The 25,123-nt window shown below is 54.6% G+C and carries 24 protein-coding genes and 3 tRNA genes; 10 read left to right on the forward strand and 17 right to left on the reverse strand.

Annotation, left to right across the window (positions count from 1 at the left end; all coding sequences use genetic code 11):
* Window positions 1-121: 121 nt before the first annotated feature.
* The gene (gene ettA / locus ABVN44_RS06705) at window positions 122-1,789 is read left to right on the forward strand and encodes an energy-dependent translational throttle protein EttA (RefSeq protein WP_000046770.1); all 1,668 of its coding nucleotides are present in this window, start codon (window positions 122-124) and stop codon (window positions 1,787-1,789) included.
* Window positions 1,790-1,906: 117 nt separating this feature from the next.
* On the opposite strand, the gene nadR is transcribed toward ettA, so the two are convergent.
* From nadR to serB, 3 genes are all read right to left on the reverse strand, one after another.
* Window positions 1,907-3,139 (reverse strand): multifunctional transcriptional regulator/nicotinamide-nucleotide adenylyltransferase/ribosylnicotinamide kinase NadR, encoded by a 1,233-nt coding sequence (gene nadR / locus ABVN44_RS06710; RefSeq protein ID WP_000093829.1) that lies wholly within the window; start codon window positions 3,137-3,139, stop codon window positions 1,907-1,909.
* A 150-nt stretch (window positions 3,140-3,289) separates the two neighbouring features.
* Window positions 3,290-4,672 carry a DNA repair protein RadA gene (gene radA, locus ABVN44_RS06715; protein WP_001029710.1) on the reverse strand — a complete coding sequence of 461 codons (1,383 nt, stop codon included), beginning with the start codon at window positions 4,670-4,672 and terminating at the stop codon, window positions 3,290-3,292.
* Window positions 4,673-4,755: 83 nt separating this feature from the next.
* The gene (gene serB / locus ABVN44_RS06720; RefSeq protein WP_001132983.1) at window positions 4,756-5,724 is read right to left on the reverse strand and encodes a phosphoserine phosphatase; all 969 of its coding nucleotides are present in this window, start codon (window positions 5,722-5,724) and stop codon (window positions 4,756-4,758) included.
* A gap of 116 nt (window positions 5,725-5,840) precedes the next feature.
* On the opposite strand from serB, the gene ABVN44_RS06725 reads away from it, so the two are divergent.
* Both ABVN44_RS06725 and lplA read left to right on the forward strand, forming a co-directional pair.
* On the forward strand, window positions 5,841-6,485 hold the full coding sequence (locus ABVN44_RS06725) for a YtjB family periplasmic protein (RefSeq protein ID WP_000090067.1): 645 nt from the start codon (window positions 5,841-5,843) through the stop codon (window positions 6,483-6,485).
* A gap of 33 nt (window positions 6,486-6,518) precedes the next feature.
* Window positions 6,519-7,535, forward strand: a complete 1,017-nt coding sequence (gene lplA / locus ABVN44_RS06730) for a lipoate--protein ligase LplA (protein WP_023232166.1) — start codon at window positions 6,519-6,521, stop codon at window positions 7,533-7,535.
* An 84-nt stretch (window positions 7,536-7,619) separates the two neighbouring features.
* Here lplA and ABVN44_RS06735 read toward each other — a convergent pair whose 3' ends face one another.
* The 5 genes from ABVN44_RS06735 to deoC form a co-directional block, all read right to left on the reverse strand.
* Entirely contained in the window at window positions 7,620-8,111 is a 492-nt protein-coding gene (locus ABVN44_RS06735) for a transposase (protein WP_000073956.1), read from the reverse strand.
* Between the two features lie 189 nt (window positions 8,112-8,300).
* Window positions 8,301-9,020 (reverse strand): purine-nucleoside phosphorylase, encoded by a 720-nt coding sequence (gene deoD, locus ABVN44_RS06740; RefSeq protein ID WP_000224864.1) that lies wholly within the window; start codon window positions 9,018-9,020, stop codon window positions 8,301-8,303.
* Between the two features lie 209 nt (window positions 9,021-9,229).
* Window positions 9,230-10,453, reverse strand: coding sequence for a phosphopentomutase (deoB, locus tag ABVN44_RS06745; RefSeq protein WP_023232167.1), 1,224 nt, complete (start codon window positions 10,451-10,453; stop codon window positions 9,230-9,232).
* Window positions 10,454-10,504: 51 nt separating this feature from the next.
* Entirely contained in the window at window positions 10,505-11,827 is a 1,323-nt protein-coding gene (deoA, locus tag ABVN44_RS06750; protein ID WP_000477838.1) for a thymidine phosphorylase, read from the reverse strand.
* 123 nt (window positions 11,828-11,950) lie between these two features.
* Complete coding sequence (gene deoC / locus ABVN44_RS06755; RefSeq protein ID WP_023232168.1) at window positions 11,951-12,730, reverse strand: deoxyribose-phosphate aldolase; 780 nt, start codon at window positions 12,728-12,730, stop codon at window positions 11,951-11,953.
* 259 nt (window positions 12,731-12,989) lie between these two features.
* Here deoC and ABVN44_RS06760 point away from each other — a divergent pair, with 259 nt between their 5' ends.
* Window positions 12,990-14,540, forward strand: a complete 1,551-nt coding sequence (locus tag ABVN44_RS06760; protein ID WP_001111676.1) for a YjjI family glycine radical enzyme — start codon at window positions 12,990-12,992, stop codon at window positions 14,538-14,540.
* Window positions 14,512-15,375, forward strand: coding sequence for a YjjW family glycine radical enzyme activase (locus tag ABVN44_RS06765; protein WP_023232169.1), 864 nt, complete (start codon window positions 14,512-14,514; stop codon window positions 15,373-15,375). The genes ABVN44_RS06760 and ABVN44_RS06765 overlap by 29 nt, the downstream gene beginning before the upstream one ends.
* A gap of 32 nt (window positions 15,376-15,407) precedes the next feature.
* Here the strand turns inward: ABVN44_RS06765 and ABVN44_RS06770 are convergent, their stop codons facing one another.
* The 8 genes from ABVN44_RS06770 to ABVN44_RS06805 form a co-directional block, all read right to left on the reverse strand.
* Window positions 15,408-16,181: a metal-dependent hydrolase gene (locus ABVN44_RS06770; RefSeq protein ID WP_023232170.1), complete on the reverse strand. Its 774-nt coding sequence runs from the start codon at window positions 16,179-16,181 to the stop codon at window positions 15,408-15,410.
* The gene (locus ABVN44_RS06775; protein ID WP_023219087.1) at window positions 16,178-17,251 is read right to left on the reverse strand and encodes a patatin family protein; all 1,074 of its coding nucleotides are present in this window, start codon (window positions 17,249-17,251) and stop codon (window positions 16,178-16,180) included. Before ABVN44_RS06775 ends, ABVN44_RS06770 begins: the two co-directional genes overlap by 4 nt.
* Window positions 17,252-17,374: 123 nt before the next feature.
* Window positions 17,375-17,536 (reverse strand): DUF1328 domain-containing protein, encoded by a 162-nt coding sequence (locus ABVN44_RS06780; protein WP_000490276.1) that lies wholly within the window; start codon window positions 17,534-17,536, stop codon window positions 17,375-17,377.
* A gap of 128 nt (window positions 17,537-17,664) precedes the next feature.
* On the reverse strand, window positions 17,665-18,282 hold the full coding sequence (gene osmY / locus ABVN44_RS06785; protein ID WP_000178963.1) for a molecular chaperone OsmY: 618 nt from the start codon (window positions 18,280-18,282) through the stop codon (window positions 17,665-17,667).
* 401 nt (window positions 18,283-18,683) lie between these two features.
* Window positions 18,684-20,273 carry a peptide chain release factor 3 gene (gene prfC / locus ABVN44_RS06790; RefSeq protein ID WP_000175966.1) on the reverse strand — a complete coding sequence of 530 codons (1,590 nt, stop codon included), beginning with the start codon at window positions 20,271-20,273 and terminating at the stop codon, window positions 18,684-18,686.
* 91 nt (window positions 20,274-20,364) lie between these two features.
* A complete protein-coding gene (gene yjjG, locus ABVN44_RS06795) occupies window positions 20,365-21,042 on the reverse strand; it encodes a pyrimidine 5'-nucleotidase (RefSeq protein WP_000870686.1) in 678 nt (225 codons plus the stop codon).
* A gap of 21 nt (window positions 21,043-21,063) precedes the next feature.
* A complete protein-coding gene (gene rimI, locus ABVN44_RS06800) occupies window positions 21,064-21,510 on the reverse strand; it encodes a ribosomal protein S18-alanine N-acetyltransferase (protein WP_001092431.1) in 447 nt (148 codons plus the stop codon).
* The gene (locus tag ABVN44_RS06805) at window positions 21,455-21,892 is read right to left on the reverse strand and encodes a DNA polymerase III subunit psi (protein ID WP_000203996.1); all 438 of its coding nucleotides are present in this window, start codon (window positions 21,890-21,892) and stop codon (window positions 21,455-21,457) included. Before ABVN44_RS06805 ends, rimI begins: the two co-directional genes overlap by 56 nt.
* A gap of 102 nt (window positions 21,893-21,994) precedes the next feature.
* On the opposite strand from ABVN44_RS06805, the gene rsmC reads away from it, so the two are divergent.
* The 4 genes from rsmC to ABVN44_RS06825 all read left to right on the forward strand — a co-directional run bounded on the left by rsmC (window position 21,995) and on the right by ABVN44_RS06825 (window position 23,533).
* A complete protein-coding gene (gene rsmC, locus ABVN44_RS06810) occupies window positions 21,995-23,023 on the forward strand; it encodes a 16S rRNA (guanine(1207)-N(2))-methyltransferase RsmC (RefSeq protein WP_001272293.1) in 1,029 nt (342 codons plus the stop codon).
* Between the two features lie 190 nt (window positions 23,024-23,213).
* Window positions 23,214-23,301, forward strand: a tRNA-Leu gene (locus tag ABVN44_RS06815).
* Window positions 23,302-23,328: 27 nt separating this feature from the next.
* Window positions 23,329-23,415 (forward strand) — tRNA-Leu (locus ABVN44_RS06820).
* 31 nt (window positions 23,416-23,446) lie between these two features.
* A tRNA-Leu gene (locus tag ABVN44_RS06825) sits at window positions 23,447-23,533 on the forward strand.
* A 31-nt stretch (window positions 23,534-23,564) separates the two neighbouring features.
* Here the strand turns inward: ABVN44_RS06825 and ABVN44_RS06830 are convergent.
* On the reverse strand, window positions 23,565-23,801 hold the full coding sequence (locus ABVN44_RS06830) for a DUF1435 domain-containing protein (protein ID WP_000941878.1): 237 nt from the start codon (window positions 23,799-23,801) through the stop codon (window positions 23,565-23,567).
* Between the two features lie 250 nt (window positions 23,802-24,051).
* Here ABVN44_RS06830 and ABVN44_RS06835 point away from each other — a divergent pair, with 250 nt between their 5' ends.
* Entirely contained in the window at window positions 24,052-25,116 is a 1,065-nt protein-coding gene (locus ABVN44_RS06835; RefSeq protein ID WP_000211207.1) for a GGDEF domain-containing protein, read from the forward strand.
* Window positions 25,117-25,123 lie beyond the last annotated feature (7 nt).

Genomic DNA, 25,123 nt, shown 5'->3' on the forward strand with positions numbered 1-25,123 from the left:
GGACACTTTTTTACTTTTATTGCGAGTGCGATCTGCTGGCTGGGCTTAGGCAGGGAAAAAGGCTACACTTCGCCTTTGAAATCTATTCACCATCACGATAAACATAGAGGCGAAGTCCAACGTGGCTCAATTCGTTTATACCATGCATCGTGTCGGCAAAGTGGTTCCGCCGAAACGTCATATTCTGAAAAACATCTCGCTGAGCTTCTTCCCTGGCGCCAAAATCGGCGTGCTGGGCCTTAACGGCGCCGGTAAGTCTACCCTGCTGCGCATCATGGCGGGTCTCGATAAAGATATCGAGGGTGAAGCGCGCCCGCAGCCCGGCATTAAGATTGGCTACCTGCCGCAGGAACCTCAGCTAAACCCGGAACACACGGTACGCGAGTCGATTGAAGAGGCCGTTTCGGAAGTGGTTAACGCCCTCAAACGTCTGGATGAAGTGTACGCGCTGTACGCCGATCCGGATGCCGACTTCGACAAGCTGGCCGCAGAGCAAGGCCGGCTTGAAGAGATTATCCAGGCGCACGACGGTCATAATCTGAACGTGCAGCTTGAGCGCGCAGCTGACGCCCTGCGTCTGCCGGACTGGGATGCCAAAGTCGAAAAACTGTCCGGCGGCGAGCGCCGTCGCGTGGCGCTGTGCCGTCTGTTGCTGGAAAAGCCGGACATGCTGCTGCTCGACGAACCCACCAACCACCTGGATGCCGAATCTGTTGCGTGGCTGGAACGTTTCCTGCACGACTTCGAAGGCACCGTCGTGGCGATTACCCACGACCGTTACTTCCTCGATAACGTCGCCGGTTGGATTCTGGAACTTGACCGCGGCGAAGGTATTCCGTGGGAAGGCAACTACTCCTCCTGGCTGGAGCAGAAAGATCAGCGTCTGGCGCAGGAAGCGTCTGCCGAAGCGGCGCGCCGTAAATCCATTGAGAAAGAGCTGGAGTGGGTGCGTCAGGGCGCGAAAGGCCGTCAGTCGAAAGGTAAGGCGCGTCTGGCTCGCTTTGAAGAACTGAACAGCGTTGAGTATCAGAAACGTAACGAAACCAACGAACTGTTTATTCCACCAGGACCGCGTCTGGGCGACAAAGTCATTGAAGTCAGCAACCTGCGTAAATCCTACGGCGACCGCGTACTGATCGATGACCTGAGCTTCTCGGTGCCGAAAGGCGCTATCGTCGGGATCATCGGGCCAAACGGCGCGGGTAAATCGACCCTGTTCCGCATGATGTCCGGTCAGGAGCAGCCTGATAGCGGCACCATTACGCTGGGTGAAACCGTCAAGCTGGCCTCGGTCGATCAGTTCCGCGACGCGATGGACAACAGCAAAACCGTCTGGGAAGAAGTGTCCGGCGGGCTGGATATCATGAAGATCGGCAATACCGAAATGCCAAGCCGCGCCTATGTAGGCCGCTTCAACTTCAAAGGCGTCGATCAGGGCAAACGCGTTGGCGAACTGTCCGGCGGTGAGCGCGGTCGTTTGCATCTGGCGAAGCTGCTGCAGGTGGGCGGCAACGTCCTGCTGCTCGACGAACCGACGAACGACCTGGATATCGAAACCCTGCGCGCGCTGGAAAACGCCCTGCTGGAGTTCCCTGGCTGCGCGATGGTTATCTCGCACGACCGTTGGTTCCTTGACCGTATCGCCACCCACATTCTGGATTATCAGGATGAAGGTAAGGTGGAATTCTTCGAAGGCAACTTTACCGAATACGAAGAGTACAAGAAACGCACGCTGGGCGCCGAGGCGCTGGAGCCGAAGCGTATCAAGTACAAGCGTATTGCCAAATAAATGTCTGAATGCCGGGTGGCGCTTGCGCTTACCCGGCCTACAAACCCAGCGATTCCAGTACGTTGTGAAACTGTAGGCCTGATAAGACGCGGTAAGCGTCGCATCAGGCATTGGTTCTTATCCCTGCTCGCCCATCATCTCTTTCACCAGTTCCACACAGCGCAAAAAGCGGCCATCGTAATCAGCCTCTTTAACGTGAACGAACTCAATGTTGTTTTCTTTCAGCATCTCGACCAGCAGGTTCTGGAACGCTTTGCGATCCACTGAACTGCCCAGGCTTCGCAGTCCGTCAGCTACCCACGGCGTATTATTCTCCAGCAAAATCACCAGGTCGAAGCGATACTCGTCGATCAGCGCCTGGACAAAGGGATGCTCGCGCCCTTCGTATTTTTTGCAAAATGCCTGGGTGGTGACGAAATCGGTATCGATAAACGCCACTTTATTCGCATATTTCACTGCAAAATCAATATATTGCGCATGACCCAGCGCGATTTTATCGTAGTCGGAATACTGTAACGCCATCTCATCGCCGCCCAGATGCGAAAAGACATAGTCGCGGCCATATTCCCAGGCGCTGGTGGTATTAAAAATATTGGCGAGCTTATTGACCAGCGTAGACTTGCCGCTTGATTCCCCGCCCAGAATGGCGACGGTACGCACGAAAAACGGCTTCACTTCGGTAGGAATATATTCCCAGTAACGAAACGGATTTTCGCGGATTTGCGCCCCACTGATATTCATAAACGTGCGTTCAGGATCAACCAGCACCGTCTCAATCCCTAAATGCTCCAGGTACTGCGGCGCATCAGCCTCTTCGGAAGTGTAGATCCAGCTCGGCTGTATTCCCTTCTCTGCCATAAACGCTTTAATGCCGTTGCTCCAGACGTCCCAGCCATGCGGATAAGGCTCCATCCCCTCTTCATTAAAGGCGTGGATGCGAATATTTTTTTGGTATTTGAAGGTTTGCAGCAACCAGCGCAGGCGATCCGACACGGTGGGCTGCTGCGACATGGCGCTATCCTCAAACAGCCCGCGGTCGCGCGTATCGTCATATCCCATAATGATGTGCAACTCATCCACCTGGCTACAGGCGCGCTGGATCAAGTAGATGTGCCCGGTATGCAATGGATAAAATTTACCGAACACCACGCCAATGTTTTTCTGTCGGCGGGGAAACTCCAGCCCGAGAAAACGGTGTAGCGCCTCCAGTTTTTGCGCGCTGGGGCTTTTGATTTTGGCGTTAAGTAACTGACTCAGATACCCCTTGGTCATACCGCTGGCGTCAGCCACCTGTTGCAGAGTGCAACCTTGCTGCTTAATCGCGGTTTTGAGATAGTCGAACGATGACACAAGAGCCTCCTGCTGGAAAAATCGCATAACACTGCCTGACGGCGCTTCGCTTATCAGGCCTACAACATCAATCCGTATCAATCCGTAGGCCGGATAAGACGCATTGCATCGCCATCCGGCAAATTATACAACATCACTACATACAGAGAATTATAAGTCGTCAAACACGCTTAACGCATCTGCGAGCTTTTTAACACCGAACACCTGCATTCCTTCCGGCGGCTTTTTCGGTACGTTGGCGGCAGGCACAATCGCCCGACGAAAACCGTGTTTCGCCGCCTCGGAAATACGCTCCTGCCCGCTCGGCACCGGACGAATCTCGCCTGCCAGCCCCACTTCGCCAAACACCACCAGATCCTGCGGCAACGGCCTGTCACGCAGGCTGGAGACCATCGCCAGCAGTAAAGCCAGATCCGCGCTGGTTTCGGTGACTTTCACGCCGCCGACCACGTTGACGAAGACGTCCTGATCCGACATTTGCAGACCGCCGTGTCGATGCAGCACCGCCAGCAGGATTGCCAGACGGTTTTGTTCCAGACCGACCGCCACGCGTCTGGGGTTCGCCATCATCGAGTGATCGACCAGCGCCTGAATCTCCACCAGCAACGGTCGCGTACCTTCCCAGACGACCATCACTGAACTGCCGGAAGTGACCTCATCGCCACGGCTTAAAAAGATGGCGGACGGATTGCTCACTTCGCGCAACCCCTGTTCGGTCATGGCGAAGACGCCCAGCTCATTGACTGCGCCAAAGCGGTTTTTGTGGCTGCGCAGCGTGCGGAAACGAGAATCGGCGTCGCCGTCGAGCAATACTGAGCAATCGATACAGTGTTCCAGTACTTTCGGCCCGGCCAGCGACCCGTCTTTGGTGACGTGGCCGACCATCACGATCGCCACGCCGCGCGTTTTGGCGAAGCGCGTCAGGTAGGCTGCCGTTTCGCGGACCTGGGCGACACTGCCCGGCGACGACTGGATGTCCGCCATATGCATCACCTGTATGGAGTCGATCACCATCAGTTTCGGCTGTTCTTCTTCCGCTATCAGGCAGATCTGCTCGATGCTGGTTTCGGAGAGCATATTCAGATTAGCGGTCGGCAGGCCGAGACGGTGCGCACGCATCGCCACCTGCTGTAGCGACTCTTCGCCGGTGACGTACAGCGTTTTCATCTGCTCGGCGAGCTTGCACAGCGTTTGCAGCAGCAACGTTGATTTGCCCGCGCCGGGATTACCGCCAATCAAAATGGCGCTGCCGGGTACCACCCCGCCGCCCAGCACACGGTCAAACTCTTTAAAACCGGTAGAAAAGCGCGGCAGTTCCTCAAGACTGATGTCAGACAGTTTCTGCACTTTTGATACGCCCGCACTGCCGGCGTATCCGCTCAGACGTTCGTTACGCGCCACCGTCGGCGACGCGGCAAGGCGCACCTCGGTAATGGTGTTCCAGGCATGGCAGGCGCTGCATTGCCCCTGCCAGCGCGGGTAATCGGCCCCGCATTCATTACAAACAAAGGCGCGTTTGGGAGCTTTTGCCACGTTTTACCTCTTTCGTTAACGCTGTTGCCGGATGGCGCTGACGCTTATCCGGCCTACGGTCGCCTTGCCATTGGGCAGGTTAATCATTTCTGGTTCATGCTGCCGGAGAGAATGCAAAACACGCCCATCAGGTCAGCGTGGCGGATCGTAATCTCCGTCTTTTCGTTTACTTTTGGCTTGGCATGGAAGGCAATACCTAACCCTGCCGCTTTGATCATTGGCAGATCGTTAGCACCATCGCCAATCGCCACCGTCTGCGCCAGCGGGATGTCATGCTCTTGCGCCAGACGAAGCAAGGTATTGGCTTTATACTCAGCATCCACAATATCGCCGATAACGTGGCCGGTAAATTTACCGTCCATGATCTCCAGCTCATTGGCGACCGCCGCCGTCAGGCGTAGCTGGTCACGCAGATAGTCGGCGAAGAAAGTGAAGCCGCCGGAGGCGATAGCGATTTTCCAGCCAAGCGCTTCCAGTTTTAGCACCAACTGCGTTAATCCTGGCATTAGCGGCAGATTCCCGCGTACCTGGCGCAAAATATCGGCATCCGCGCCTTTCAGCGTCGCCACGCGGCTGCGCAGGCTGGCGGTAAAATCAAGCTCGCCGCGCATCGCGCGCTCCGTCACTTCAGCCACCTTCTCACCGGTACCGGCCAGCTTAGCGATTTCATCGATACACTCAATCTGGATCGCCGTGGAATCCATATCCATGACCAGCAGCCCCGGCGTGCGCAGATGCGGAATTTTACCCAGCGGCGCGACATCCAGCTGCGCCTCATGCGCCAGCCGCGTCGCACGCGGCGTTAGCGACCCCGCCAGACGAATGACCTGATAATCCTCCACGCACCAGGCGGCGACAATCACCATTGCGGCGCCCAGTTTGGTCTGATATTGAGTTAAACGCTGCTTATCCAGCCCGCGCCCATACAACAGCCAACCGCTGCGGCCTGCATGGTAATCCAGAGGCATCACCTCGTCGCCGCTTAAAGAAAGAGGCAAACCAGGCCATAAAGAGACATCTTCAGGCAGATCGCACCAGGTAATGTTAGGCATTAAAGCTCCTGTAAATCGTTCAGGCCGGTAACCGCCCCGCGGAAAATAACGCATGAGGCTACCTTGTAACCATCGCTTCTGGCAACATTAAGCCTCAAATTTTCAGCAGGTGGAATATGGCTCGCGCAAAACTGAAATTTCGGCTGCATCGTGCAGTCATTGTATTGTTCTGTCTCACACTGCTCGTCGCGCTCATGCAGGGCGCGTCCTGGTTTAGTCAAAACCACCAGCGACAGCGCAATCCGCAGCTGGAAGAGCTGGCCCGCACGCTGGCGCGCCAGGTGACGCTCAACATCGCCCCGCTGATGCGCAGCGAAACACCGGACGAAAATCGCATCAACGCCGTGCTGCGTCAGCTCACGCAAGAGAGCCGTATTCTGGATGCTGGCGTCTATGATGAACAGGGCGATCTTATTACTCGCGCTGGCGAAAGCGTCAATGTGCGCGACAGGCTGGCGCTGGATGGCAAAAAAGCGGGCAGCTATTTTAACCAACAAATTGTCGAGCCTATCCAGGGGAAAAACGGCCCCTTGGGCTACCTGCGTCTGACGCTGGATACCCACACGCTGGCCACCGAAGCAAAGCAGGTCGATAACACCACCAACATTCTACGCCTGATGCTGCTACTCTCGCTGGCGATAGGCGTGGTGCTGACGCGCACCTTGCTACAAGGTAAACGCACCCGCTGGCAGCAGTCGCCCTTCCTGCTAACGGCCAGCAAGCCTGTTCCGGAAGAGGAAGAGCGTGAGGAAAAAGAGTAAAATGACGGCTTAATAAAGGTAAGGAAAACCACCATGACAACATTACGCCTGCTTATTTCTGACTCTTACGATCCATGGTTTAACCTGGCGGTCGAGGAGTGCATTTTCCGCCAGATGCCCGCCACCCAGCGCGTGCTGTTCCTGTGGCGCAACGCGGACACGGTGGTCATTGGACGCGCGCAAAACCCGTGGAAAGAGTGTAATACGCGGCGTATGGAAGAAGATAATGTCCGTCTGGCCCGCCGTAGCAGCGGCGGCGGCGCGGTATTCCATGACCTCGGTAATACCTGTTTTACCTTTATGGCCGGTAAACCGGAATACGATAAAACCATCTCCACCCATATTGTGCTCGCGGCGCTGAATTCGCTGGGCGTCATGGCCGATGCTTCGGGACGCAACGATCTGGTCGTAAAAACGCCGGACGGCGATCGCAAAGTCTCCGGTTCAGCCTATCGCGAAACCAAAGATCGCGGTTTCCATCACGGTACGCTGCTGTTGAACGCCGACCTCAGCCGTCTGGCGAACTATCTGAATCCCGATAAAAAGAAACTTGCGGCGAAAGGGATTACCTCTGTTCGCTCCCGCGTGGCCAATCTTACCGAGCTATTACCGGGTATCACTCATGAACAGGTCTGCCAGGCGGTGACGGAAGCCTTTTTCGCCCATTACGGCGAACGCGTCGACGCGGAAGTGATCTCACCGGATAAAACGCCGGATCTACCGAATTTTGCCGAAACCTTTGCGCGCCAGAGCAGTTGGGAGTGGAATTTCGGCCAGGCACCGGCGTTCAGCCATCTGCTGGACGAGCGTTTCACCTGGGGCGGCGTCGAACTGCATTTTGACGTCGAGAAAGGTGTGATTACCCGCGCACAGGTGTTTACCGATAGCCTGAACCCGGCACCGCTGGAAGCGCTGGCCGAGCGGCTGCAAGGGTGTTTGTACCGCGCGGATAAACTACAGGAAACGTGCGAAGCGCTGATAGCGACGTTTCCGGAACAGGAGAGTGAGTTGCGGGAACTGGCGAGTTGGGTCGCAGGGGCCGTGCGTTAAAGAATTGCCGGATGGCAGCTACGCCTTATCCGGCCTACAAATGAGTGCTTTCTGTAGGCCGGATAAGCAACGCGCCATCCGGCATTACCGCCACTCACCAGCGTCAAGATCCCTCACCTCCCCCGCCCAATCAACCGGGTAAACGCCATTGCGAACATCACGATGAAAGGTCGAAAATGGCCAGTCCTGCACCCGCCTTACCCAACCGTGCTTCACGGGGTTGAAGTAGAGGTAATCGGCATGTCGGCGAAAATCCTTTTCGTCGCGAATCGCGTGCTCCCAGAATCGTGGCTGCCACACGTCATGGCGCATTATCGATTTGGTAAATAACTTTTTAAGCTCCCGCCAGCGAGATGAAAAGTCACAATCGTTCTCAGGAAGCGTCCAGATGCAATGCAGATGCTCAGGCAACACGACAAAAGCATCAATTTGAAAAGGCTTCGTATTTTTCACTCGGCGAATAGCAGAGCGTAATTCCGCAATCTGGCGGACAAGTAAATCACTTTTCCGGTTTTTCAGATTAACCGTGAAAAACCAGGTGCCACCGTTAATGTAATAACGACGATAGTTCGACATTTTGTTCATTCCTTAAACAAAATCCAAACGTAACGGGTTAATAGCAAAAGGCAATGCGGAGAGGGTAATTCGGGAATGAGGCTCGCAGTATAAACAGCAGATTGCCGGATGGCGGCTACGCCTTATCCAGTAACAACCGCAGGCCGTTGTAGGCCCGGTAAGCGAAGCGCCACCGGGCACAGCACAATCTTACTCTTTATCGCCCAGCAGTACGGATTCCAGCGCGATTTTGATCATGTCGTTGAAGGTCGTCTGACGTTCAGCGGCAGTGGTCTGCTCGTGGGTACGGATATGGTCAGATACGGTGCAGATGGTCAGCGCTTTCGCGCCAAATTCAGCCGCAACGCCGTAGATACCCGCCGCTTCCATCTCTACGCCCAGTACGCCGTATTTTTCCATCACGTCGAACATTTCGCCGTCCGGAGAGTAGAACAGGTCAGCGGAGAACAGGTTGCCTACGCGCGCGTCAACGCCCAGCGCTTTTGCCGCATCAACTGCGTTACGCACCATGTCGAAGTCAGCGATAGCCGCGAAGTCATGATCTTTAAAACGGATACGGTTCACTTTGGAGTCGGTGCAGGCACCCATACCGATCACCACGTCGCGCAGTTTGACGTCCATGCGCACAGCGCCGCAGGAGCCGACGCGAATGATTTTCTTCACGCCGAAATCGGTGATCAGCTCTTTGGTGTAGATGGAGCAGGACGGGATACCCATACCGTGGCCCATCACGGAGATCTTACGGCCTTTGTAAGTCCCGGTGAAACCTAACATGCCGCGAACGTTGTTCACTTCGCGAACATCTTCGAGGAAAGTCTCAGCAATGTGCTTCGCACGCAGCGGGTCGCCCGGCATCAATACGACGTCAGCGAAATCACCCATTTCTGCATTAATATGTGGAGTTGCCATCTTCAGTTCCCTTTAAATTTGTTGTTATTGCCTGATGGCGGCTACGCCTTATCAGGTCTACAAAACGTGTGCAAAAACAGTGAAATACCCTAAGAATTTCGCGTTGTAGGAAGGCGACGAATTCGTGAATCCCCGGGAGCATAGATGAACTATGTGACCGGGGTGAGCGAATGAAGTCAACGCATCTACAGCGCGAAAGACAACAGGTATCACAGCATGTTTTTACCGTAGTCCATCGGCGATGTACCAAAGTAGGTCGCCAGCGTCTGGCCGATATCCGCAAAGGTTTCACGGTGACCTAAAGAGCCCGGTTTGACTTTCGGACCGTAGATCAGCACCGGAATGTGCTCACGGGTATGGTCAGTACCGGTCCAGCTCGGGTCACAGCCGTGGTCAGCGGTCAGGATCAGAATGTCATCTTCCCCCACCAGCTCCATCAGCTCCGGCAGACGGCGGTCAAACAGCTCCAGGCCTGCGGCGTAGCCCGCGATGTCGCGACGGTGGCCCCAGGAAGAGTCGAAGTCGACGAAGTTAGTGAAGACGATGGTTTTATCGCCCGCTTCTTTCATCTCTTTGAGGGTCGCGTCGAACAGCGCGTCCAGACCGGTCGCTTTCACTTTCTTAGTGATGCCGCAGTTGGCGTAGATGTCGGCAATCTTACCGACGGACACCACGTGGCCCTGTTTTTCATCGACCAGTTTCTGCAGCACAGTCGGCGCTGGCGGTTCTACGGCCAGGTCGTGACGGTTGCCGGTACGCTGGAAGTTACCGGCCTTGTCGCCGATAAACGGACGCGCGATCACGCGGCCAATGTTGTAGCCGCCTTCGGTCAGCTCTTCACGGGCGATTTCGCACAGCTCGTAGAGTTTATCCAGGCCAAAGGTCTCTTCGTGGCAGGCAATCTGGAACACGGAGTCAGCGGAGGTGTAGAAAATCGGCTTGCCGGTTTTCATGTGCTCTTCGCCGAGCTGGTCCAGAATGACCGTACCGGAAGAGTGGCAGTTACCGAGATAGCCCGGCAGGTTGGCGCGTTTCACCAGCTTATCCAGCAGTTCCTGCGGGAAGCTCTTTTCGTGGTCGCTGAAATAGCCCCAGTCGAACAGTACCGGCACGCCGGCGATTTCCCAGTGGCCGGACGGCGTATCTTTGCCGGAGGACAGTTCGTGCGCCCATGCGTATGCGCCAATAACGTCCGCGTTGCCGTCCATACCGGCGGCAATTTTACCGGTAGAGCCTTCATGCGCTTTCACCAGCCCCAGACGAGTCAGGTTAGGCAGATTCAACGGGCCCTTACGGCCATTGTCAGCTTCGCCTTTGGCGCAAGCTTCTGCGATGTGGCCCAGAGTGTCGGAACCTACGTCGCCAAAACGATCCGCGTCTTCAGTAGCGCCGATGCCGAATGAGTCCAGCACCATAATAAATGCACGTTTCATATCTTCTCCGTACTTAGTGCTTCAAAAATAATTGATCAGATCAGTATACAACTATTCAGTAATTCGACGATAGACCGAAGGTGTGCTTGCTGGCGCTTTATCGTCAAGGATAATTGCCGCTTTGACGGCCTTCGCCGCTTCCTGCCAACTGGCTTCGTCTTTGGCATGAATCACCGCCAGCGGGCGCTGCCCGTCGATGCTGTCGCCCAGACGGGCCATGTCGGTAAAGCCAACGCTGTAATCAATGGTATCTGACGCCTGACGACGGCCGCCGCCCATCGAGACGACCGCCATCCCCAGCGCACGCGTATCCATTGCGCTGATAAACCCTTCGGTATCAGCATATACCGCTTTGCTCAACATGGCGGTCGGCAGGTATTTATCGTAGTTCTCAACGAAATCGCTCGGCCCTTTCTGCGCGGCCACCATACGACCAAAGACTTCTGCCGCTTTACCGTTATCCAGAACCGCCTGTAATTTCGCACGCGCTTCGGCGTCGTCTTTCGCCAGCTGGCCGGAGATCAGCATCTCCACGCATAGCGCCATGGTAACGTCAAACAAGCGCGGATTGCGGTATTCTCCGGTCAGGAACTGCACGGCTTCACGCACTTCCACCGCGTTACCGGCGCTCGAAGCCAGCACCTGGTTCATATCGGTTAACAACGCCGTAGTGCGAACTCCCGCGCCGTTTGCCACGCCGACAATCGCTTCAGCAAGGGCTTCAGAAAGTTCATAGGTTGGCATAAACGCACCGCTGCCGACTTTGACGTCCATTACCAGCGCATCCAGCCCTTCGGCCAGTTTCTTGGCGAGGATGGAACCGGTGATCAGCGGAATAGAGTCCACCGTCGCGGTAATATCGCGGGTGGCGTAAAAACGTTTGTCCGCCGGTGCAAGCGAGCTGGTTTGCCCAATAATCGCCACACCCACGTCTTGAATAATTTCGCGGAAACGGTTGTCGTCCGGGAAGATATCGAAGCCCGGGATCGCTTCCAGTTTGTCGAGCGTACCGCCGGTATGTCCGAGGCCGCGACCGGAGATCATCGGCACATAACCGCCACAGGCCGCTACCATTGGCCCCAGCATCAGAGACGTCACGTCCCCTACGCCGCCGGTCGAATGCTTATCGACAATCGGGCCATTGAGATTCAGGCTTTTCCAGTCAAGGACAGTACCGGAATCCCGCATCGCCATGGTCAGCGAAACACGCTCCGGCATGGTCATATCGTGGAAGAAGATGGTCATCGCCAGGGCGGCAATCTGCCCTTCAGAGATAGTATTGTCACGAATACCATTAATAAAGAAACGAATTTCTTCGTCACTCAACGCATGACCATCACGCTTTTTACGAATAATTTCTTGTGCGAGAAACACGGTACCCTCCTGAGGGAAAAGAGTAGAAGGCTTACATCGCCGGATGGCAGTTAACGCCTTATCCGGCCTACAGGCCTGGATTTGTAGGCCGGATAAGCACAGCGCCATCCGGCAAATCAGAGCTTAGTAGCTGCTGGCGCTCTTACCGTCGCCGTGACCCAGCGCTTTCAGCAGGCTTGCCAGCAGGCTGGATGCGCCAAAGCGGTAGTGACGAGAATCTGCCCAGTCAGCGCCAAACAGTTCGTCTGCAATCGCGAGGAATTTCTGCGCGTCTTCCGCCGTACGTACGCCGCCCGCCGGTTTGAAGCCAACGGTTTTGGAAACGCCCATGTCGCGGATCACTTCCATCATGATGCGCGCGCTTTCCGGCGTAGCGTTTACCGGCACTTTACCGGTAGAGGTTTTGATGAAATCCGCACCGGCTTTGATGGAGATTTCAGAGGCTTTACGAATCAGCGCCTCTTCTTTCAGCTCGCCGGTTTCGATGATCACTTTCAGCAATACGTTCGCTGCGGCACAAGCGTCTTTACAGGCTTTTACCAGGTCAAAACCCACCTGCTCGTTACCGGCGATCAACGCGCGGTACGGGAATACCACGTCCACTTCGTCAGCACCGTAGGCAATCGCCGCGCGGGTTTCAGCCAGCGCGATCTCGATGTCGTCATTGCCGTGCGGGAAGTTAGTGACGGTGGCAATACGGATATCCGGCGTGCCCTGCTCTTTCAGAGTCTTACGCGCAACAGGAATGAAACGTGGATAGATGCAAATTGCTGCCGTGTTGCCAACCGGGGTCTTCGCCTGATGACACAACGCGATCACTTTTTCATTGGTGTCGTCATCGTTCAGAGTGGTCAGATCCATCAGTTTGAGCGCACGCAGGCTGCTTGCTTTTAAATCAGTCATGACATTCTCCAACGGCATTGCCGTATAAAATTTCACCTTGCGAGTCTGTTAATATTCTAACATTCACTCGCGTTTACACTTCGATATACATCACAGTTAATGAAAACTACGTACAAATTTGCATTACTGTAATGAGATCTGAATCAAATTATCCCGCCGTCACCGCCTGTTCTTCGAGCGATAAGCGCATCAGGATCAAAGTCGGTTTGCCGCCATTTTCTACAATAGCGCATCGTCCCGGCATAAAGAGGAAACGAAGATGCCTGCCTCATGCGAAACTGCGCTCCAGCAGCGTTGCCAGCAAATTGTGACCAGCCCGGTGCTCACGCCTGAACAAAAACGCCATTTTCTGGCGCTGGAAGCTGAAAACGCCCTGCCTTATCCCCCCCTGCCGGAAGATGCCCGCCAGGCGCTGGATGAAGGCGTCATTTGCGATATGTTTGAGGGGCACGCCCCCTTCAAACCGCGCTACGTGTTGCCCGATTACGCCCGATTTCTGGCTAACGGTTCACAGTGGCTGGAACTGGAAGGCGCGAAAGATCTGGATGATGCGTTATCCCTACTCACCATTCTGTATCATCACGTTCCTTCCGTGACGTCCATGCCGGTTTATCTCGGCCAGCTTGATGCGTTGCTGCAACCGTATGTTAGAATTCTAACACAAGATGCGATCGATATTCGAATAAAACGTTTCTGGCGTTATCTCGACAGAACGCTGCCAGACGCCTTTATGCATGCCAATATTGGCCCTGCCGATACGCCTGTCACACGAGCGATTTTGCGCGCTGATGCCGAGCTAAAGCAGGTGACGCCTAACCTGACGTTTATCTACGATGCGGAAATCACGCCGGACGATCTGCTGCTGGAGGTCGCCAAAAACATTTGCGAATGCAGTAAGCCACACATTTCCAATGGCCCTGTAAATGATAAAATTTTCACAAAAGGCCATTATGGCATCGTCAGTTGTTATAACTCGCTACCGCTTGGCGGCGGCGGCAGTACGCTGGTACGTCTCAACCTGAAAGCCGTGGCAGAACGCAGTACGTCTGTCGATGACTTCTTTTCACGTACGCTACCGCACTACTGCCGACAGCAGATCGCCATCATTAATTCACGATGTGAATTCCTCTATGAAAAGTCACATTTCTTTGAGAATAGCTTTCTTGTACAGGAAGGTTTGATCGATCCCGAACGTTTTGCGCCGATGTTCGGTATGTACGGGCTGGCGGAAGCCGTGAATCTGCTGTGCGAAAACGCGGGCCTGAACGCCCGTTACGGCAAGAATGAAACGGCGAACGAGCTGGGCTACCGTATCAGCGCCCAACTGGCGGATTTCGTCGAAAATACGCCAGTGAAGTATGGCTGGAAGCAACGGGCGCTGCTCCATGCCCAGTCTGGCATCAGTTCCGATATTGGCACTACGCCGGGCGCACGTCTGCCGTATGGCGATGAACCGGACCCTATCACCCATTTGCAAACCGTCGCGCCGCACCATGCCTTTTATCATGCCGGGATCAGCGACATTCTGACGCTGGACGAAACCATCAAGCGTAATCCGCAGGCGCTGGTTCAGCTTTGTCTTGGCGCGTTCAAAGCCGGGATGCGGGAATTTACCGCCAATGTCAGCGGCAACGATCTGGTGCGCGTCACCGGTTATATGGTGCGCCTGTCGGATCTGGCGAAATTTCGCGCCGAAGGCTCGCGCACGAATACCACCTGGCTGGGAGAAGAAGCCGCACGTAATACCCGCATCCTGGAACGACAGCCACGCGTAGTCAGCCATGAACAACAGATGCGCTTTAGTCAGTAAGATCATTGCGTTTTCCTGCGTCGATGGGCCAGGCAGCCGCCTGGCATTATTCTTACAGGGCTGCAATTTGCGCTGCAAGAATTGCCATAACCCGTGGACGATGGGTCGCTGTAACGACTGCGGGGAATGCGTATCGCAGTGTCCGCATCACGCCCTCAGCGTTGATGGCGGGAAAGTGGTATGGCGGTCGGACGTCTGCGAGCAGTGCGATACCTGCCTGAAAATGTGCCCACAGCGGGCAACGCCAATGGCGCAGACCATGAGCGTTGACGATGTGCTGCGTCATATTCGTAAAGCATCGCTGTTTATTGAAGGTATTACCGTCAGCGGCGGAGAGGCGACCACGCAATTACCGTTTATTGTGGCGCTATTTACGGCGATCAAAGCCGATCCGCAGTTACAACGGCTGACCTGCCTGGTGGACAGTAATGGTCAGTTAAGCGAGACCGGCTGGCAAAAACTACTGCCGGTTTGCGACGGCGTAATGCTCGATCTGAAAGCCTGGAAGAGCGAGTGTCATCACCGTCTGACCGGACGTGATAACACGCATATTAAGCACAGTATCCGCTTTCTTGCTGCGCGGGGAAAACTGGCGGAGCTGCGGTTGCTGGTTATCCCGGGTCAGGTGGACTATGCGGCGCATATCGATTCACTGGCGGCGTTTATTACTTCGCTGGGCGAGGTTCCGGTGCGCCTGAATGCCTTTCATGCGCACGGCGTCTATGGCGAAGCGAAAGCCTGGCCAGGCGCGACGCCGCAAGAGGTGGAACGGCTGGCAGACGGATTGCGCGCGCGTGGGGTGGCGAAGCTGATTTTGCCGGCGCTATATTTGTAAGCGTCGCCTGCCAGATGGCGGCTGCGATGCCCTCAGAGCCGAAACAAGGTAATGGTATTGCGATACAGCGTATCGGCTATCACCTCTGCAGGCTCCGGACGTAATTCGCAGAGCGCATCAAATACGCGCGCCGCCTGCTCCGGGCGGTTCGGCTGCCCCTGAAACCCCTTTAGCGGCATATCCGGCGCATCGGTCTCCAGCAACAGCGCGTCCAGCGGCAACCGCGCCATAACATCACGGGTTTTACTGGCGCGCGGGTAGGTGATGGTGCCGCCGACGCCGATTTTATAGCCCAGTCGCACAAAGCGTTCGGCCTGTTGCAGACTGCCGGCAAAACCATGCACCACACCGGTTAGCGGCAGATCCTGGCGCTTTAAGTGCATCGCCAGTTTGTCATGCGTGCGCCGCGAGTGCAGGATCACCGGCAGATCGTAGCGTTTTGCCAGTTGCAGTTGCGCGTCTAAAAATCGCTCTTGCCTGGCAAACTGCGGATCGTCGCGATAAAGATCGAGCCCGATCTCGCCTACCGCCACGACGTTCTGTTGTTGCGCCAGCGCTTGTTGCAGCTTATCAGGATCGTCATCGGCATGACGCTCAATCACAATGGGGTGTAATCCCAGCGCAGCATAAAGCGACGGGAAACGCGCCGCCAGCGCCAGCACGCGGGGAAAGTGAGCCGCCTCGGTCGCCGGCACGATGATTTTTTCAACGCCCGCCTCACAGGCACGCTGAATACTGGCACGCTCATCGCCCGTAAAGGGCGGGAAATCAAAATGGCAATGCGTATCGATAAAGCGCCAGCTCACGCCAGATCCTCGTCGGTAAATGTGGTGTCGTTTGCCTGCGGCGCGCTAATGACCTCCGCCACATGCGTATCATTGGCCACCGGCGCCGGAGGCACGACCACCGTTTCCGGCACGGCAATCCGCGACGAATGGCGCAAGAGAGGCGGCGTTGCGGCGAGCAATTTACCAACGGTGGCAAGGAAATAACGCCCGCATAATCGCCCGGTTTTGTAATCCTCACGCAGCGCCGGGATACGGCTGCCCAGCGCCATGCTGTGCAGCGGTTTCGGCGGATAAATTTCAATGATCCGCAGCTTACCCGGCGGCTTTTCAATAAATTGTTGGATCGCGCTGTAGGACGTTTCATGATGCTGCACCAGGTTGACCAACGGCTGTAGACTGCTCTCTCCCAGCCAGCGCTCCATACGCTTAAACCACTGCGGCGTGTAATACATTTGCGAGGGTACGGTGCGGATCACCACAATGGTTTTCGCCCCCCGCTTTGCCGCCTCCTGAACCGGAATGGCGTCGCTAATGCCACCGTCCAGATAGTTGATGCCCTCTAACGTAACGCCGGTACGGTAGAAACCCGGTATGGCGCTGGAGGCGCGAATGATATCAAGCCAGTTTTGTTTTGTCGGCGAGAAATAGCCCGGCGTGTAATCATCCCCCCGGCAGGCGCACATATAAAAGGATTTTCCGCTGTCAAACAGGCGCGCTGCGGTATCCATTTGCAGCGGCATCCGGGCGGCGGTGGATTCCACCAGCCAGTCGAGGTCGATAAGGTTTCCTCCGCGTACAAATCGCAGCGGATCAAAAAATTCGCGCCTGGTGGTATAGCGCATAATGACTTTACGCCCGTAGCCGGGCTGGTTGCAGAGATACGCCGAGAGATTTTGCGCACCGGCTGATGTGCCGAAGTAGAGATGGAAAGGATTAAACTGCGCACGCATAAACTCATCCAGCACGCCTGCGGTAAAGATACCCCGCTGCCCCCCGCCCTCACAGACCAGCGCCATACGGCCTGGCCGGAACGGTGTTAATGATAACGGCGCAATATTGCCGAGCGTAACCGGTATTCGCTGGCCCACCTCTGCCTTCCTGTTTTTCATTTTTTTCCAGGCTGACAAGGTAACGCAAAACGTTAACGGCTAAAACCGTAAAAGCCAGTCCGCTGGACTGGCTTGATAGCAATATATCTTTACAGATGCCTGCTAGGGTCGTTTACGGCCCATGAACAGGCTGACCAGGAAGAGCACGATCCCGACGACGAAGACGATTTTCGCCGCGCCGGCAGCCGTACCAGCCAGTCCACCAAAACCCAATGCGGCGGCAATTAACGCGATAACCAGAAATATAATGCCCCAACGAAACATAAGCCTCTCCTTTACCATAGTTAATGTCGACCGCTAAATATGAGCGCTCAGGCTACTCATTCGCGATATTTTTAGTGTGGTGCACATTACGCCTCCCGACAAACGTCGGGAGGACGAATTACGACGAATTACTGAACTTTCAGATCGTTTTTAACACTTTTTACGCCATCAACGGCTTTCGCGATGCTTTCAGCGCGGTCGCTTTGTTCCTGAGTTTCAACGGTACCGGAGAGCTGTACGACGCCATCGGTCGTTTCCACTTTCACTTTACGGGAAGGGACGAGATCGTCCGCCAGCAACTTGGCTTTGACTTCACTGGTCGTGGCCGTATCGCCGGCATAACCTTTCACGGAACCTTCTTTATTGTCGCGAACGTGAAGTTTGTCGCTAACGGAGGTCACGCCTTCTACGCCTTTCGCCACTTTCACGGCGGCTTCAGCCTGCGCCTGGCTTTCTACAAAGCCGCTCAGGGTGACGACTTTCTGATTGGTTTCGACAGAAATATCGGTGCTTTTAATATTGTCATGGTCTACCAGCGCAGCTTTGACTTTCGCAGTGATAGCGCTGTCATCCATGAAGTTACCGACTTTATTCATAGAGCTATCGACTTTTTGCCCTGCGGTTTCGGTTCCGCTTTGCGCCTTGTCCGTTGTTGCGTTTTCTGCAAAGGCAGAACCTGTCGCAACAGCAGAGGTCAACATTACGGCCAGCAGAGTTTTAGAAATCTTCAGTCTTGTCATAGTCATCGATTTTGTCCTGTATAGTTTGCTCGTAATTTGAGCTCAGGCAACACGAGGTTGCATTGCTGAATGCGGTGAAACTCACCGGTTTCTGAAGTCAATGACTGGCATCACATTCGTGAATTTGTAACGACGCGTCGCCTGCCACCCTTCCGTTTCAGTTATTAATATCGTGACTGAAACAAATCTCAGCTTTAAGCTCTCATATTCACGCATTGAACAGGCATTAAAGCCGACATTTATGTCATCACTTTGTTAAATATAGATCACAATTTTAAAATCGCTTGTCGGTGCGTATAAAAAACAGGCAGATCGGAGAAAAAACGCGGGATTTAAGAACATTCCGTAAGCGGTTAAAAAGGCAGGGAAAGTACGAAGGCGCGGCAGATGCCGCGCCCGGAAAGGGATCAGTGTTCGCGCGTTTTACGGAACTGAACGTCAGGGTAACGTTCCTGGGTCAGGTTCAGGTTAACCATCGTGGGGGCGATATAGGTGAGGTTGTCGCCGCCATCCAGCGCCAGCTGCGTTTCATTCTTACGCTTAAACTCTTCGAATTTCTTCGCATCGGTGCTTTCCACCCAACGCGCCGTCGCCACGTTGACGGATTCATAAATCGCCTCAACGTTGTATTCGCTTTTCAGGCGCGCGACAACAACGTCAAACTGCAGAACGCCCACGGCGCCGACAATCAGATCGTTGTTGGAGATGGGACGGAATACCTGCACCGCCCCCTCTTCAGAAAGCTGCACCAGCCCTTTCAGTAGCTGTTTCTGCTTGAGCGGATCTTTCAGGCGAATACGACGGAACAGTTCCGGCGCAAAGTTCGGGATACCGGTAAACTTCATCATCTCGCCCTGGGTGAAGGTATCGCCGATCTGAATGGTGCCGTGGTTATGCAGACCCAAAATATCGCCCGGGTACGCTTCTTCAACGTGCGAACGGTCGCCCGCCATAAAAGTTAACGCGTCGGAAATCACCACATCTTTGCCGGTACGGACCTGGCGTAGCTTCATGCCCTTCTCATACTTACCGGAAACCACGCGCATAAACGCCACGCGGTCGCGGTGTTTCGGGTCCATATTGGCCTGAATTTTAAAGACAAAACCGGTGAATTTCTCTTCCGAGGCCTCCACTGTACGGGTATCGGTTTGACGCGGCATCGGCGCGGGCGCCCACGCCACTAAACCATCCAGCATATGGTCAACGCCAAAGTTACCCAGCGCGGTACCGAAAAATACCGGGGTAATTTCCCCTGCCAGGAACAGCTCTTCATCAAACTCGTTAGACGCGCCCTGCACCAGTTCCAGCTCGTCGCGCAGCTGCTGCGCCAGATCTTCACCGACGGCAGCGTCCAGATCCGGGTTATTCAGCCCTTTAACGATGCGCACTTCCTGAATGGTGTGGCCCTTACCGGTCTGATACAGATAAGTTTCATCTTTATAAAGGTGATAAACGCCCTTAAACAGCTTGCCGCAGCCAATCGGCCAGGTGATCGGCGCGCAGCCGATTTTCAGCTCGTTCTCGACTTCATCCAGCAGCTCCATCGGGTCGCGGATGTCACGGTCGAGTTTGTTCATAAAGGTCAGGATCGGCGTATCGCGCAGACGGGTAACTTCCATCAGCTTACGGGTCCTGTCTTCAACGCCTTTTGCGGCGTCGATCACCATCAGGCAGCAGTCCACCGCCGTCAGGGTACGGTAGGTATCTTCGGAGAAGTCTTCGTGCCCCGGGGTGTCCAGCAGGTTCACCAGACAGTCGTGATACGGGAACTGCATCACCGAGGTCGTGATGGAGATACCACGCTGTTTTTCCATCTCCATCCAGTCAGATTTTGCATGTTGGCTGGAGCCACGGCCTTTTACCGTACCGGCGGTCTGAATCGCCTGTCCGAACAGCAACACTTTTTCGGTAATGGTGGTTTTACCGGCGTCCGGGTGAGAAATAATGGCAAAAGTGCGGCGTTTGGCCACCTCTTGCAAATAAGGAGACAACGTCATAGTCAAATCTTCTTGAGTAAGCGCGGCGTTTGACCACGCATGTTGAATACGAAAAATGCGGCTATTTTACCCATCAACCTGGGGGAGGCAATCAGTGTTTACACAGGAGCTGCTCCAGTTCGCTTAATGACGCCACAGTCCAGGTTGGATGAATACCCGCAGGCTGCTCGCGATGATGCGCGTTAAGCCAGCAGGTCGACAGCCCGGCGTTAATGCCGCCAAGAATATCGGACTCCGCGGTATCGCCAACCATTAATACGCGCGAGCGGTCAGGATTCCCCGCCTGCTCCAGGGCGTAGTTAAAGATTTTCGGATCGGGCTTCGCGACGCCAACCTGCTCGGAAATCACCAGCAGATCGAAATACTCGCGCAGCCCGGTGCGCTCCAGACGAGTTTGTTGTAGCGCGGTAAAACCGTTAGTAATAATACCGATTTTAGCCTGCCCGCGAATCGCATTAAGTAGCGAAACGGCGCCCGGCAAAGGAGAACAGATCTCCGCCATCGCACTAATAAATGCGTCATTCAGCAGCCCCGGCGCAACGTTTAGCCGTTCAGCCCAACTTTGAAAGCGCGCGTGCTGCAATTGTAATGAGGTAATCGCGCCGTTCTGATAATCCACCCATAGCGGCTTATTCACGGCCTGGTAATCCTGGAAATCCTCAGCGGTAAAGGTGACGCTATAGTCAAGGAACATCCGCTGTAAGCCGGTGAAAGAATCAAACGTAAACAGCGTTTCATCGGCATCAAAGAAAATCCAGTCCCACTTCATCATTACACCTTGCCTCTTTTATTACATGCTTATCGGTAACGCCATGATGATGGCGTCCTCATGCCCTTGTGCCGTGGGATAGTAATTGCGGCGAATCGTCGCCTCGTTAAACCCCAGACTTTCATACAGCGCGATGGCGGCAGCGTTAGAGGCGCGTACCTCCAGCCATAGCGTTACAACACCGCGTTTTTCCAGTTCATCAATCAGATGCTCAAGCAGCATACGCCCCAGCCCCCGACGCTGAAAATCCGGATCGACGGCAATATTGAACAGCGTCGCTTCGTCCAGCACCACCTGTGTAATGGCAAACGCGGCCATTCTGTCATCAGCGGTCAGCTTAAGGTTGAGATACCGTTCACCCAGGTTGCCGAAAAACGTTTTTTCGCTCCACGGAAACGCATGAGCGCGTTGCTCAATCTGCCAGGCTGCGGGGAGATCGGTCGTGCTGAGGATAGAAATCGTGTTCATGTTCGCAGATTTGTTGCCATAGTGCGGCGCGTGCCGCCGGGTTTGCCCGGAGTTCATTAAACGCCGGCGTCGTGACCTGAGCGCCTTCGAGTTGGAGCGGCGCGTCAGTTCCTAACCGCCAGCTATTACAACGGCTGCCCTGCGGCAGCATGGCGACGCGCTCAGGCGCCAGGGGTAAAACCTGATCGGGACTCACGGTCAACGCGCGTAAAATATCGCGCATTAGCGGCTCGTTCAGCGCGGGTAATTCCTCTGCAACCACGATCAGACGAACGTGCGCGGGAAGGGAAATCGCAATCTCGCCCTGTAGCGCGCCAGGACGTCGCAGCGCCCACTGCGTAATACCCAGTTGCTGTAACTGCCAGTCTCGTCGGGATGTCATAGCGAAACGCTCCTGTAATCAGGGGCGCAAATATAGCAAATCTGTCGAATCTCCGCCATCAAACTACTATAATCGCCGCCAGTCTGAATTAAGGAGCATTCCATGTCTGCTTTTACCCCGGCAAGTGAAGTCTTGCTGCGCCACAGTGATGATTTCGAACAAAGCCGTATTCTTTTTGCCGGAGATTTGCAGGATGACCTGCCCGCGCGCTTTGAATGCGCCGCCAGCCGCGCGTATACGCAACAGTTTCACCACTGGCAGGCGTTAAGCCGCCAGATGGGCGATAACGTCCGTTTTAGCCTGGTCGCGCAAGCCAGCGATGTCGCTGACTGCGATACGCTGATCTACTACTGGCCGAAAAATAAACCCGAAGCGCAGTTCCAGTTGATGAATATTTTGTCGCTGATGCCGGTGGGCAGCGATGTTTTCGTCGTGGGAGAAAACCGCAGCGGCGTGCGTAGCGCCGAACCGATGCTGGCGGACTATGCGCCGCTGAACAAAGTAGATAGCGCGCGACGTTGCGGCCTTTACCATGGTCGTCTGGAAAAGCAGCCGCAGTTTAGTCTTGAATCCTGGTGGGCCGAGTACAATATCGACGGGCTGACCATCAAAACGTTGCCGGGCGTATTCAGCCGCGACGGACTGGATGTTGGTAGCCAACTGCTGCTGTCTACGCTGACGCCGCACACCAAAGGTAAAGTGTTGGATGTCGGCTGCGGCGCTGGCGTACTTTCCGCCGCGCTGGCCAGCCATTCGCCGAAAGTGCGCCTGACGCTGTGTGACGTCAGCGCGCCGGCGGTGGAAGCCAGCCGCGCCACGCTTGCCGCTAATGGTCTTGAAGGCGAGGTATTCGCCAGCAACGTCTTTTCGGAAGTCAAAGGACGTTTTGACATGATCATCTCCAACCCGCCGTTCCACGACGGAATGCAAACCAGCCTTGATGCGGCGCAAACGCTCATTCGCGGCGCAGTGCGCCATCTGAACAGCGGCGGAGAGTTACGCATCGTGGCGAACGCCTTTCTGCCCTATCCTAAGATTCTGGATGAGACCTTTGGCTTCCATGAAGTCATCGCGCAAACCGGGCGCTTTAAGGTTTATCGTACCGTGATGACCCGTCAGGCGAAGAAATAGTTGGCCTGATAAGCGCAGCGCCATCTGGTTGCATGTGCCGGATGGCGACGCCAGGCGTCTTATCCAACCTACGTCTCGCGCCCATTTTTGCAGCAATCAATCTGTCCCATGCAATTAACTATTGACGAATAGCTGAAAACCACTAGAATGCGCCTCCGTGGTAGTGATTCTTTTCAAGAATCGATGGTATGCGAAGGTGGCGGAATTGGTAGACGCGCTAGCTTCAGGTGTTAGTGTCCTTACGGACGTGGGGGTTCAAGTCCCCCCCCCTCGCACCAAAACCACGTTGATATTGCTCGCACTGGGCGAAGGTGGCGGAATTGGTAGACGCGCTAGCTTCAGGTGTTAGTGTTCTTACGGACGTGGGGGTTCAAGTCCCCCCCCTCGCACCAACGAGGCGATATCAAAAAGTAAGATAACTGTGCGAAGGTGGCGGAATTGGTAGACGCGCTAGCTTCAGGTGTTAGTGTCCTTACGGACGTGGGGGTTCAAGTCCCCCCCCTCGCACCAATTATCTTATCCTTCCTTTGCCTCTTCATTTTCATCCCTGATTCCAGTTCATCATTGCCAACATCATGCCGCCAATAAGCGCTATACACGATGGCAGCAGTACAAAATGCCGTAATTGTTTGTGATACAACATCAGCGCAGACAGTAGCAATCCTGATACAATCAACAGCTTCAGCGCATAAGCTGACAGGCCGATAAACGCCAGTCCAACGATAATCACTCCAGGCAATAACACGCCCCATCCGCTGCCTAACGTCCGCTGCAACATGGTTTCACCTCTGGAATTGATAATGATAACCAATATCATATGATATATTTTCTCATTTGTCAGCCAGGGAGAAAGCTAAAGAGATGAGTTTTACTTAACGGTTGATGACACGTATTCAGTAAGGTGATAAATTGTCCGACTGTTAACGTAAAAACAACAACACCTCGCTTTAGGCGACCTTTTCTCATACGTTATTTTCATGTTGGCGCCCGATTCCGTGTATATCACCGATAAATAACGACAATTACCCATGACAACACCATCCTGGCGGTCGCTTCGTATTAAGAAGTATCAGTTTTCTTTACGTCTTTTCTTGTTTCTCAACGCCGTGTCGGCGCTATTTACTCTCGTTTTCCCCCTTTATCAGATCAATGTATTTTGCACGCCAATGATCGGGATAGTGGTCCTGAGCGTATTACTGTTGATATGGCATGGGAAATATGGACAAAAAAGAATTAACCTCCCCTTTATCTCCCTACTCTTTGGGGGAATATGGGCGGCGCATATTGCGCTAAAGTATCCGGCGTTAGGCCATTATGATTTCTCTTTTTTACTGATCTCCCTGCTTAGCGTTCTGTTTATCGGCTCGATAGCCTTTGCCGCGAATATCGTCGCGTTTACGCTCTATTCGCTACCGCCAGTCGCGGTCTGCCTGTGGCTGAACGGTAATGAACAAGGTTTGCGAATTCTCTATTTGCTGGCCCTGCCAATGGTGGGAATCGCTATTCAACATGTTATCCAGAAACGCTACGATAATTTTGCCCAACAGCTCATGTTTAAGCTGCTGGCCGAGCGGGAAACCCTCAATGGCCTGAGTATGCTTGATCCATTAACCGGCTTATATAACCGCCGTGGCCTGCAAAATCGGCTGGATACGTTACAGGCGCCGGGCAGCCATGAACACTACGTCCTGCTATTGGATATCGATCATTTCAAAGCGTATAACGATCACTACGGTCATATGATGGGCGATCAGGCGTTAATCCGCGTCTCAGCGGCAATTCGGGACGCCGTGCGATCGCGCGATGTCGTCTGCCGTTTTGGCGGGGAAGAATTTCTGGTGTTGCTGACCACCGCCGAACCACAGCAAGCCCGCGCTACCGCAGAACGTATCCGACAGGAAGTATACGATCTTAAAATCCCGCATATGTTTAACGAAAGCGTCGCCACCAATGTCACTGTCAGTATCGGCATTGCGCCCCTGACGGATCGCAATATCGGAGACGCTATCGAAAAAGCGGATAAAGCGCTCTACGAAGCCAAGCATCTTGGACGTAACCACATTCTGGTCAGCGACGACATGCGCGCCCTATGAATCCTGC

Origin of the sequence: Salmonella sp. SJTUF15570, from assembly GCF_043357055.1 — a bacterium.
Classification (GTDB): domain Bacteria; phylum Pseudomonadota; class Gammaproteobacteria; order Enterobacterales; family Enterobacteriaceae; genus Salmonella; species Salmonella enterica.